The sequence below is a fragment of the Winogradskya consettensis genome (assembly GCF_018332715.1).
Taxonomy (GTDB): Bacteria; Actinomycetota; Actinomycetes; order Mycobacteriales; family Micromonosporaceae; genus Actinoplanes; species Actinoplanes consettensis.
Genome location: NZ_BOQP01000039.1, coordinates 82,476 through 94,008 on the forward strand (window position 1 = coordinate 82,476; position 11,533 = coordinate 94,008).

Here is an 11,533-nt window from a genome sequence, read left to right on the forward strand (position 1 = left end):
GAACCGGAAGGTCAACGGTGATCTCATATCCTAGTAAACCTATGGGCTTTTATTGACATGGGGGACGCCGGGTAGGAGAGTGGCCGCTATGTCCACGGTGTGACCCTCGTTGGATTTGTTTGACCGGCAGGGGCAGGAAGAGAAGGGTGGAGGCCATGCAGTTGCGCGACGAACGACTCACGTCCCGCCTCGCCATCGACCTTCTTCGGTGCGCGAGCGCCCGGTGTTGCGCCGCATAGTTTCAGCGCCACGTCTTCCGCTTTGAGAGTTGGGCGCCCGTAGTGCGCCTATAATCCTATCCCGCACATGGGAGAAGTGTATCTAGCCGCCGCCGAGATCCGGCCGCGGTGACTCGCCCCCCGGAGGCAAACATGTCCGTCCTCGCCGTCGCCGACCTGAGTCAGCATCGCGCCCGCCCACGACTGCGCTCGATCCCCGGAGACCTGGCCTCGTCGGTGACCGTCACCATCACCCTCGGCTCGCCCGGCTCCGAGGAGAGCGAGCGGGTCCTCGCCGCGCTGCGCGACCTCGTGGCCGCCGCCGGACCGGGCGCGGAGTTCACCCCGGCCGCCGAGCCCGCGCCGCCGGGCCTGCGCCTCGATCCGCGGTCACGCACGGCGTCCCTCGACGGGGTGACCCTCGACCTGAGCCGGCTCGAATACGACCTGCTGCTCTTCCTGTCCCGGCACCCGCGCCAGGTCTTCACCCGCAACCAGTTGCTCGGGCATGTCTGGGGTCACACCCACACCACCGTTCGCACCGTGGACGTGCACGTCAGCAGGCTGCGCACGAAGCTGGGCGACCCGGAGATCGTCACGACGGTCTATGGCGTGGGTTACCGCCTGGCCGACGAGGCGCCCATCACGGTGGTCGACTGAGCTCCAGATCTTGCCTTTGTGGCAAAGCCGCTTGCGTGAGGCGCTCGGGGCCGGGATAAAGGGCAGGTGAGGACGGGCGTACCTCGGTACGCTCCCTCCGGCACCCGGCTTCCCTCAGGAGATTTTGTGACCAGTCAAGCCCCGGCGGCCCCGGATAAACTGGACGCCGCCGTATTGAAGATCGCGGGCGTCGTCGTACTCGGCGCCATCATGTCGATCCTCGACGTGACCGTGGTCAGCGTCGCCCTGCCGACCTTCCAGACCGAGTTCGACGCGTCATACGCGCGGGTCGCGTGGACGATGACCGGCTATACGCTGGCCCTCGCCACGGTCATCCCCCTCACCGGCTGGGCCGCGGACCGCTTCGGCACGAAGCGGCTCTACATGGCAGCCCTGCTGCTCTTCACCCTCGGCTCCGTGCTCTGCGCGACGGCCGACTCGATCGGCCAGCTCATCACCTACCGGGTCCTGCAGGGCCTCGGCGGCGGCATGCTGATGCCGCTCGGCATGACGATCATGACCCGCGCGGCCGGCCCGCAGCGCATCGGCCGGCTGATGGCGGTCCTCGGCATCCCGATGCTGCTCGGCCCGATCGGTGGTCCCATCCTCGGCGGCTGGCTGATCGACATCGCCAGCTGGCACTGGATCTTCCTGATCAACCTGCCGATCGGCGTGGTCGCCCTGATCTACGCCCAGTGGGCCCTGGCCAAGGACAGCCCCGAGCCGTCCGAGTCCTTCGACTTCGTCGGCATGCTCATGCTCTCCCCGGGCCTGGCGCTCTTCCTGTACGGCGTCTCGTCGGTCCCCGAAGCGGGAACCTTCGGCGCGACCAAGGTCTGGCTGCCCATGTTGACCGGTGCGCTGCTCGTCGTCAGCTTCGTCCTCTACTCGTTCAAGCCGAAACACCCGCTGCTCGACCTGCGCCTGCTGCGCGACCGCAACCTTTCGGTCGCCACCATCACCCTGGCGGTCTTCACGGTCGCCTTCATGGGTGCGGGTCTGCTGTTCCCCAGCTACTTCCTACAGGTACGGGGTGAGACGACCCTGCACGCGGGTCTGCTCATGGCCCCGCAGGGCATCGGCGCGATGATCACGATGCCGATCGCGGGCACGCTCGCCGACCGGATCCCGGTGGGCCGGACCGTCCCGTTCGCCGTCCTGCTGATCGCCGCGGGCTTCTTCACCTTCACCCAGGTCGGCACGGACACGTCGTACCTGTTGCTCTGCGGTTCGCTGTTCGTCATGGGCCTGGGCATGGGCGGCACGATGATGCCCATCATGACCTCGGCCCTGAAGACCCTCACGAACAACGAGGTCGCCCGCGGCTCCACACTGCTCAACATCCTGCAGCAGATCGCCGGCTCGGTCGGCTCGGCCCTGATGTCGGTGATCCTGACCAACGAGCTGAACGACTCCCCGGCCATCCCCGGCGCGGCCGACCCGGCAACGGGCACCCCGCTCACCGAGGCCGGCGTCGCGATCGCCTCCCAGCAGAACCCGGCAATCGCCCAGCAGTTCCCGGCCGACCTCATCCAACGAGGCCTGGCCTTCGTCGCCAACTCGTTCGGCACGACCTTCTGGGTGGCCTTCTTCATCATCCTGGCCACCCTGATCCCCGCGGGCTTCCTCCCCCGCCGCCGCCCCCAGCCCCTGGCCCCGGGCGAGGTCGCCGACGACCGGGTCGCTGCCCCGGTCATCCTGCACTGAGTTCACGCAGAAACGCGCTGCGCCCGAGCTTCTGGGACGCGGCGCGTTTCTGCGTCTCGGGCCGTTGAACCCGTGGTCACGGCCGAGCAGGGCCTGGAACCGCAAGGCGAACCGTCCGGCTCCGCGCGGTCTGCAACTCCTGGCTGAACCGGGTCGAACCGAGCTCCCCTGTGCTGTCTCGCGCCAGACACGGCAACCCGGTAACGCATCGTGTTGCCCATCTGGGAAATTGATCGTCTCCGGTCTGTCGGAGCAAATATTCGCTGGAAATTGTGCGGGGCAATCGTCTGCCGCAACTTTTGGCGTTCTTGCTGTCAAACCTGGGCAATTGTTGTTCAACACATGACACATGCATGTCGGCCAGGGTTACGGATCGTGGCGGTCGTGGCCGCCGATGCGTGCGGGAATCGACGATCCCGGTGTGGTGGCGGGGTCTGGTCGCTGCCTGCGCTGCTCCACTGACGGTTTGCTGTCGCCGGTCGGCGCCGGAAGAAGCGTTGAGTCGTTGTGCTGGCTGCGTTCAGGTGGGCGTAACCTCACGCGCTGCATGCTGGAGCCCGTCCATGAGGTGGGAAATAACGGGCTTCGGGGTCGAGAGCGGTGTGGGAGGTGGCCGCGAAAGGCTGTTATGCCTATCGTGTTTGTAGGAGATGGGGGAGGTGCCGTGCGACGGACTGTGGTTGTTGTGGGTGGTGGGTGTTCCGGGGTGCTGGTGGCGGGGGAGTTGCTTCGATGTAGCGACGACGATGTCGTGGTGGTCGAGCCGGGGGAGCTCGGGGGCGGGGTTGCGTACGGTGAGGCACGGCCCTGGCATTTTCTGAACTCGCGGGCCGGGGCGATGAGCGCCGACCCCGACGATCCCGGGCACTTCGCTCGATGGGCGGGTGTGGAGGCGGCGGAGTTCCGTCCGCGTGCGGAGTACGGGCGCTATCTGCGTACGGTGCTGGATGAGGCCGCGGCAGACCACCCGGGCCGGTTGCGGGTCGTGCGGGCCGAGGCCACCCGGGTCGATCCGGGTGGGGTGGTGGAGCTCGCCGGCGGTACTACCCTGCGCGCCGACCACGTGGTGCTGGCGACGGGTGGACCCCGGGCGGCACGGCAGCGGCTGGACCACCCGAACATCATCGACGATCCGTGGCGGCCCGGCGTGCTCGAAACGCTGCCGGGCGATCGGAAGGTGCTGCTCGTCGGCACCGGTCTGACCGCGATCGACGCCGCGCTGACCCTGACCGCGGACGGGCGTCGCACCGCACCCGTCGTGGCCGTGAGCCGGCGGGGGCTGCTCCCGCTGACCCATACCGCCGAGGCGGCGCCGCCGACCGCGCCCGACCTGAACGACTGTGCCACCCTGCGCGACGTGATCCGGGCCGTGCGGTCCGCCGCCGGTGAGGCGGGGGACTGGCGGCCGGTCGTCGACGGGATGCGGCCCTTCCTCGACAAGCTGTGGACGGCGCTGACCCCCGACGAGCAGGAGGCGTTCCTGCGGCATCTGGCGCGCACCTGGGAGTGTCACCGGCACCGGATGGCGCCGGCGATCGCCGATCGGGTCGTCGAGTTGCGCAGTCAGGGCCTGCTGGAGGTCCGCCGGGGCGGTGTCGCGGCCTGGCCGGGGCTCTCGGAGTATGCCGCCGTCGTGAACTGCGCGGGCCCGGGGAAGCTGCCCGGCTCCGCGAGCCCGCTGGTGCGGGGGCTGCTCGACGCCGGGTCGGCGAAGGTGGGCCCGCACGAACTCGGGCTCGCCATCGATCCGTCCGGACGGGTGGTCGCAGCCAGCGGCCGGGTGCACGACCGGCTGTGGCTGATCGGGCCGTTGCGGCGCGGGACGCAGTGGGAGACCACGGCCGTGCCGGAGATCCGGGCTCAGGCCGCGCGGCTCGTCACGGATCTGCGCAGCGACGCCGCGCTGGCCGGAGTGGCCTGAGGTGGCATCCCGACTGACCCCCTGACCGAATGATATGTAAAGGGTGTTTCCGCAGCTCAAGGCGGGGATGGGTGGCTTTCGGGCCGAATGGTGACCCTTGAGTGCGCATTGAATCTTCTCGATACTACAGGTGGCACTTGGTACGCCGGACATCTGGCGTACCACCCCCATCCCCCTGGAGGAATCTGTGCGTAACACCAAGCTCGGCCGACCGATCGTCGGCCTGGCCGCCCTTCTGATTGCCGGCAGCGCGTTCGCGTCACCCGCGTCCGCCGCCCCCGTCGCGCCCAAGGCCGACCCGTCGTTCGCCCCCTCGGCACTGTCCAACAAGCTGGACACCCAGCTCGCCGGCAAGGACGCCGGTTCGTACATCGACTCGGCCGGCAAGGTCGTCGTCGCTGTCACGGACTCCGCGACGGCCGCCCAGGTCGCCGCCTCCGGCGCGACCCCCCGCTACGTGCTGCGCAGCGGCGCGGAGCTGTCCGCCGCCGAGTCGACGCTGAAGTCGACCCTGAAGACCCCCGGCACCTCGTTCGCCATCGACCCGGTGACCAACAAGGTCGCCGTCACCGCCGACAGCACGGTCACCGGCGCGAAGCTGGCCGCCGTCAAGGCGACCGTCGCCAAGCTGGGCGACAAGGCCTCGCTGGAGATCGTGGACGGCACCCTCGCCCCCCGCATCTCCGGTGGCGACGCCATCTACGCGGGTGGCTCGCGCTGCTCGCTCGGCTTCAACGTGGTCAGCGGCTCGACGTACTACTTCCTGACCGCCGGCCACTGCACGAACATCGCCACCACCTGGACCAACGGCTCGGCCACGCTGGGCACCCGCGCCGGCACGAGCTTCCCGGGCAACGACTACGGCATCGTCCGCTACACCAACACGACCATCGCCAAGAGTGGCGCGGTCGGCTCGCAGGACATCACCTCCGCCGGCACCCCCGCCGTCGGCGCCACGGTCTACCGGCGCGGCAGCACCACCGGCATCCACTCCGGCCGGGTCACCGCCCTCAACTCGACGGTGAACTACGCCGAGGGCTCGGTCTCCGGCCTGATCCGCACCACCGTCTGCGCCGAGCCCGGCGACAGCGGCGGCTCGCTCTACTCCGGCACCACCGCGCTGGGCCTCACCTCGGGCGGCAGCGGTAACTGCTCCGCCGGTGGCGTCACGTACTTCCAGCCCGTCGTCGAGCCGCTCAGCGTCTACGGCGTCTCGGTCTTCTGATCCACGCTTCCACCAGAGGAAAGACCCCGGCCGCCCGCCGGGGTCTTTCCCTGCGTGTTCAGAGCCTGCCGAGAGCCCGCACGAGCGCGGTTGCCGTACGCGCGATGAGGGTGTTGTCGTAGGGCGCCGTCGCGTCGTTGCGGTTGGTGTAGACGGCGAGGATCAGCGGGGCGCCCTTGCGCGGGTGGACGATCGCGATGTCGTTGGCGGCCCCGTAGAAGTCGGACGAGCCGGTCTTGTCGCCCACGGACCACGACGGGGGCAGGCCGGCGCGGATGCGGGCGCCGCCGGTGGTGTTCGCGCGCAGCCAGCCGAGCAGGCGTTCGCGGTCGTCGGGGTAGAGCGCGTGGCCGAGGGTCAGCGCCTGCAGGTTGCGGCCCATCACCGACGGGGTGGTCGTGTCGCGGACCTCGGCGGGGGACCAGATGTTGAGCGCGGTCTCCCAGCGGTCCAGGCGGGTGACCGGGTCGCCGATGCCGCGGGCGTAGCGGGTCACGCCGGCGGGGCCACCGAGCAGGCGCAGCAGCAGGTTTCCGGCGGTGTTGTCGCTGTAGCCGATGGCGGCCGCGCACAGCTCGGCGACGCTCATCCCCTCCTCGACGTGCAACGACGTGACCGGCGAGTTCGCGACGAGATCGTCGGTGCTGAAGAAGACGCGGCGATCGAGAAGACCGGGATCACAGGTACGCGCACGGCGCAGCACCGCGGCGCTCGCCAGCACCTTGAACGTCGACAGCAGCGGGAACTGCTCGCGTGACCGGTGCTCGACCGTGCGCCCCGTGCCCGTGTCGAGCGCGTAGGCACCGATCCGCGCGTCGTACTCCCGCTCGAGGCCGGGCAGGTTGGAGTCGGCGTTGGCAGCACCGGGCAGCAGCAGCACGGCGGTGGCCGTCGCACCCCCGGTGAGCAGGGCGCGGCGGGACAGGTGATCAACCATGGCGCCACCCTTTCGTGCACTGCGTCAAATGCGTGTTAAGAACCGGCCGGAACCTCCACGGTGGCACTCGGAAGAGTGCATCCGATGACCGTGCCGGCGCTCTCCACGACCAGGCGGACCAGGCCGTCCGCGCTCGTCCCGGCGCTGATCGCGATGGTCGGGGAGGTTTCGGGCGGCGTACGGCTCAGGGCGTCCGCCAGCATGGTGTCGAGCAGATGGTGCAGGATCGCGCCGTCCGCGCGTACCTGGGGAAGGTCGCCGACCGTGACCTCCGCCGTGGCCAGACCGGAGGCGACCACCTCGGCCACGACGGCTCTGAGATCCACCTCGGTGGTCTCCTCGCCGGGGTGCGCGATCAGACCGCTGAGCAGCGCCTCCTGGGCGGCCAGCGCGCCCCGCAGCCGGCCCTGCTCGGACTCCGCGTCGACCTTGCGCAGCCGTTCGCCGACCTCGGCGGCGATCTCCCGCTCCGCGCGCGCGGTGGCCGACATCTGCAGGTACATCAGGGTGCCGAACATGACGGCCAGGGTCGAGCCGGCGATCACGACGACCATGTCGGTGCGTCCCGCGTTCGGGAGCAGGGACTTGTAGGTCGCGCTGGTCCGCAGGACCCACTGCCGTTCCCCGGCCGTGAAGTTCTGGGTACGCCGGAAGCCCGACCCGTCCCCCCGCGCGACGGTCGCCACCTCGGCGAGCGCCCCCGCGGACGATCGGGTCATCACCTGCGCGTCGAGCAGGTCACCGGCGGCCTTGGTGAGGTTCGCGCTGACAAAATCGGCCGCGCCGACGGTCATCGACACCCAGCCGTAGCCCGCGACCGGCGCCAGCACGTCGAACGAGAGCTGCTGCTGCGCCTTCGGGATCGCGGCATCGGCCAGCCGCACGTACGCGTCGGAGATCGCCACGTGCCCGGTCGCCAGCCGGGCGGCGTCGACGACGGCCTGCGCGGAGCCCTGGTCGACGCCGATCGCCGGTGCGGTCTTCTCCTCGCCCAGGGTGTGCGCGAAAACGGTGTAGAAGTGCTCCTGCAACCCGGTGGCGGTCCTCGGGGTGAAGCCGGTCGCGCCGCGGGACCGCCAGCTCGCGGTCAGGCCGGGGGAGTCCGGGGCCACGAACGTCAGCGCGCGTACGGCGGTGAGGTCCTGCTCGTCGACGGCCTCAGCGATCTTGTCGAAGGCGGCGGCGGTCGGAGCCGGGAGCGCGGCCATGGCGGCGGCACTGAGCCGTACGGCGTCCGCGTAGCGCCCCAGCTCGTTCGTGACGGCGGTCTGCACCGAGGTGCTGGCGGTCGCCATCCGCGACTCGGCGTTGCGTTCGAGGGCGCCGCGCAGCCGGACCCCGAAGCCCAGCGAGATCGCGACCCCGCCGAGAATGATGATCAGCGCGAAGAAGGCAGCCCACGGGCGGGACCAGCCGCTCTTGCTCTCCCTCGCCACCTCATGAAATTTAGTCGCTTTTGCACGATTTCGGGCTACTTCTCCTCGGCCTGATGTTCCTCGGCCACCCGTTCGGCGCCGCGGCGGCGCAGGAGTTTGAGGCCAGGCATGCCGACTATCGCCAGGTGCAGGTCGTTGGTGACCTCCAGCAGCGAGTGCAGGTCGGGGCCGACCTGGTCGAGCTTGCCCAGCAGTGGCATGACGTCCTCGGTGAGGTGCTTGCGCAGCACCGGGAGCGTGTCGATCATCTTGATCGCCGCGGTGACCTCTTCCGGGGTGAGGTCGTTGACGAAACGGGCGAGCAGCGGGGCGGCGCGCTGGAGCGTCGGCACGTACTCCTCGAGCAGGCCCTTCGCGACCTTCGACGTGCCGGCGGCCTCCTGGACCACCTCTTGCGCCTCTGCCGTGATGGCGTTGGCCTTCTGGACGATTTGTCCGGCGCCGGCGGTGATGACGACGGCGCTCCGGACGACCTGCTCGGCGTCCGTGGTCACCTGGTCGACGCGCTGGACGATCGCCTTGGCGCCGCCGACGGTCTCCTCGGCGTCGGCGGTAACCCGCTCGACCCGGTCGATCAGCGACTCGGCCCGCTCGGCCAGCACGGAGATCCGGCTGACCAGCAGCTCGGTCTGGCTCAGCACGCCCAGCACCCGGGCCGGCACGGTGGCCGCCGACGCCACCGTCTCGACCACCTGCCCGGCTGCGTACCGGGTGAGCTCGACGAGGGCGGTGGGGGACGGCAGCAGGGACATGGACACCATTGTGCCCCCGCGATGCCATCACTAACCGTGTTCAGCCTGACGCCCACGGTGGGTAGGTTGGTGAACCGGGGTTCGGCACGGCACTATGCATGGGTGCGTCGTTACCGTTTAGCAATTTTCGCTGTGGCGGCAGTCGTGATTCTGGGCGGCGGTGGCCTGATCGCGCTCGGTCTCCGGGATGGTTCCGGGGGCGCGGGGGGCGGTCTGTTACCCAGCTCCCTGACTCTCGGTGACGACGACGCCACACCAACCGCGTCGCCGACGCCGACCGGCCCGACTCCCGAGGAACTGGCCGCCGCGGCCTGGGCGAAGAAGACCAAGTCGCTGGACACCGCGCTCAAGAAGCTGGCGGACACGGCCCCCGAGTTCTCGGTCGCGGTCCTCGACAAGAAGAGCGGTAAGACCTACACCTACCGCGGCACCGCGAAGTACGACACCGCGAGCATCGTGAAGGTCCAGGTGCTGGCCTGCATGCTGCTGAAGGCCCAGGATGCCGACCGCGACCCGAGCACGGGCGAGATGGCGCTGGCCAAGCCGATGATTCGGCTCAGCGACAACAACGCGACCACGTCACTGTTCACCCGCCTGGGCGGCAAGACCGCGGTGACGAAGTGCAACAAGCGCCTCGGCCTGACCCAGACCACGGTGAGCAGCTCCTGGGGCCTGACCCGGACCACGGTCACCGACCAGGTCAAGCTCCTGTCGGACCTGGTCGACACCAAGGGCGAGCTCGACGCCGACTCCCGCAAGACCGCGTTCACGCTGATGAGCTCGGTCGACGACGCCCAGGACTGGGGCATCCCGTCGATCCAGAAGTCCGGCGAGACCGCCACGGTCAAGAACGGCTGGGACACCCGGACGGCCGACGGCGGCCTCTGGGCCATCAACACCATCGGCCGGGTCGTCTCGGACGACACCGACGTCTCGGTGGCCGTCCTCTCCCACGACAACCAGTCGATGGAGGGTGGCATCACGCTCGTGGAGAAGGTCGCCAAGCTCACCCGGCAGTACCTGAAGTACTGATCAGGCGGCGGTCTCGCCCGGCTGTGGGGCTTCCTCCGCGGCCCGGGCGCGACGCTTGTTGATCAGGCTGACCGTCTGGCCGACGATCACGACCAGGATGATCGCGGCCAGCACGCCCTGCCACGGCTTCGGGAAGATCGAGCCGCCCGCGACACCGATGCCCGCGTAGACCGCGGACCACAGCAGGCAGGCCGGGGCATTGGCGACCACGAAGGTGCGCCACGGCAGCCCCAGGAACGCCGCCGCGAGCAGCACCGGCACGCGACCACCGGGCAGCAACCGTGAGACGAGCAGGACCGGCACCTGACTCTTGCTCAGCCGCTCCTTGACCGCTGCCAGATGCTCCTCGTCGCGGAGCCAGCGCAGACGGCGGGCCAGTGACTCACCACCGGTGCGGCACATCGCGTACATCACGAGGTCGCCCACGTAAGCACCCGCCGCGCCGGCAGCGATGGTCAGGACGATGAGCAGCGGATGTTGATGAAAGGCGAGGGCAGCCGCGCCGCTGACCGCAGCCCCGGTGGGCACGATCGGCACGATCGCACCGAACGCGACGACGAGGAACAGCCACCCCAGAGCACCGAGCTCGGTCACTCTGTCTCCTTTTGCGTGCCCTCGTGGCCCTCAGCGTCGCGGCCGTCGGTAAGCGCCGGACGGGGAGCTTCGGTGCAGTCGGTCACGCTGTCTCCTTTTGCGTGCCCTCGTGGCCCTCAGCGTCGCGGCCGTCGGTGAGCGCCGGACGGGGAGCTTCGGTGCAGTCGGTCACGCGGCAGGCTCGATCGTCAGGGACTCGCCGTGCGCGAGAACGCGGACGTGCGTGTCGGGGGAGGTCTGGGCGGCCATCCGGGCGAACTCGGTGCCCGGGTCGCGGAACAAGTGCGGGCGGATCCGGCCCATGCCGACCGGCCAGAACGTGCCGTAGTGCACCGGGACCGCCCACGCCGCCTTCACCCGCCGCAGCGCCTCGGCGCCGTCCGACGGGTCGAGGTGGCCCTCGGCGCCCAGCGTCGGACCCCAGCCGCCGACCGGGATCAGAGCCAGGTCGAGCGGGCCCAGGTTGCCCATGGCGTCGAACAGGCCGGTGTCGCCGCCGAACCAGGTGCGGGCAGCGCCCTCGATCACGAAGCCCATCGCCGGGGACCGCATCCGCGACCACGCGCCGCGGCCACCGTCGTGCGCGGCCTCGACGGCCTTCACGGTCACGGTGCCGACCGTTGTCTCCTCGCCGGGGACGAGCTCGACGCACCTGTCGGCGTACTTACCGCCCAGGCCCTTGGCCACGAACGTGGTGGCCCCACGGGGGACGATGAGCCACGGCTCGCCGGGGACCGCCTTGATCGACGGCAGGTGGAAATGGTCCGCGTGCAGATGCGAGACGAGCACGGCGTCGGGCGCACCCGGCAGCGCCGGCCGACCGCCCGCCATCCGGCGCAGGTGGAAGAGGCGGTCGGTGAGCAACGGGTCGGTGAGCAGCGAGACTCCCGAGTCGGTCAGCCACGTCGTGCTGTGCCCCCACCAGGTGACACTCGTTTCGCTCACGGTTCAACCGTACGGGACGGATCGTGGCGGGCCGTCGTGACGGTGCCGCGCAGGTGGGCGTACGTGAAATGGGTCTCCGCCATGCGACCTGAATTTCCCTCGGGTC

General features: G+C 69.8%; 10 protein-coding genes. 5 read left to right on the top strand and 5 right to left on the bottom strand.

Annotated features, from left to right (window positions below; translation table 11 throughout):
* The first annotated feature begins 371 nt into the window (after positions 1–371).
* The 4 genes from Aco04nite_RS32680 to Aco04nite_RS32695 all read left to right on the top strand — a co-directional run bounded on the left by Aco04nite_RS32680 (position 372) and on the right by Aco04nite_RS32695 (position 5,731).
* Positions 372–878 carry a winged helix-turn-helix domain-containing protein gene (locus Aco04nite_RS32680; RefSeq protein WP_213001095.1) on the top strand — a complete coding sequence of 169 codons (507 nt, stop codon included), beginning with the start codon at positions 372–374 and terminating at the stop codon, positions 876–878.
* Between the two features lie 126 nt (positions 879–1,004).
* Entirely contained in the window at positions 1,005–2,585 is a 1,581-nt protein-coding gene (locus Aco04nite_RS32685) for a DHA2 family efflux MFS transporter permease subunit (protein ID WP_213001096.1), read from the top strand.
* Between the two features lie 664 nt (positions 2,586–3,249).
* On the top strand, positions 3,250–4,506 hold the full coding sequence (locus tag Aco04nite_RS32690) for an FAD/NAD(P)-binding protein (protein WP_244876462.1): 1,257 nt from the start codon (positions 3,250–3,252) through the stop codon (positions 4,504–4,506).
* Between the two features lie 187 nt (positions 4,507–4,693).
* Positions 4,694–5,731: a S1 family peptidase gene (locus tag Aco04nite_RS32695; protein ID WP_213001215.1), complete on the top strand. Its 1,038-nt coding sequence runs from the start codon at positions 4,694–4,696 to the stop codon at positions 5,729–5,731.
* Between the two features lie 58 nt (positions 5,732–5,789).
* On the opposite strand, the gene bla is transcribed toward Aco04nite_RS32695, so the two are convergent.
* Genes bla through Aco04nite_RS32710 form a run of 3 tightly spaced genes read right to left on the bottom strand, consistent with a single transcriptional unit; the run spans position 5,790 to position 8,856 of the window.
* Positions 5,790–6,668 (bottom strand): class A beta-lactamase, encoded by an 879-nt coding sequence (bla, locus tag Aco04nite_RS32700; protein ID WP_213001098.1) that lies wholly within the window; start codon positions 6,666–6,668, stop codon positions 5,790–5,792.
* 35 nt (positions 6,669–6,703) lie between these two features.
* Entirely contained in the window at positions 6,704–8,104 is a 1,401-nt protein-coding gene (locus Aco04nite_RS32705) for a CHASE domain-containing protein (RefSeq protein WP_213001099.1), read from the bottom strand.
* Between the two features lie 35 nt (positions 8,105–8,139).
* Positions 8,140–8,856, bottom strand: coding sequence for a methyl-accepting chemotaxis protein (locus Aco04nite_RS32710; protein ID WP_213001100.1), 717 nt, complete (start codon positions 8,854–8,856; stop codon positions 8,140–8,142).
* Between the two features lie 132 nt (positions 8,857–8,988).
* Between Aco04nite_RS32710 and Aco04nite_RS32715 the strand changes: the two genes are divergently transcribed.
* Entirely contained in the window at positions 8,989–9,888 is a 900-nt protein-coding gene (locus tag Aco04nite_RS32715) for a serine hydrolase (RefSeq protein ID WP_244876463.1), read from the top strand.
* Here the strand turns inward: Aco04nite_RS32715 and Aco04nite_RS32720 are convergent, their stop codons facing one another.
* Both Aco04nite_RS32720 and Aco04nite_RS32725 read right to left on the bottom strand, forming a co-directional pair.
* A complete protein-coding gene (locus Aco04nite_RS32720) occupies positions 9,889–10,482 on the bottom strand; it encodes a DedA family protein (protein WP_213001102.1) in 594 nt (197 codons plus the stop codon). It lies immediately after the preceding gene.
* A gap of 168 nt (positions 10,483–10,650) precedes the next feature.
* Positions 10,651–11,427: an MBL fold metallo-hydrolase gene (locus tag Aco04nite_RS32725; RefSeq protein ID WP_213001103.1), complete on the bottom strand. Its 777-nt coding sequence runs from the start codon at positions 11,425–11,427 to the stop codon at positions 10,651–10,653.
* Positions 11,428–11,533: the final 106 nt, after the last annotated feature.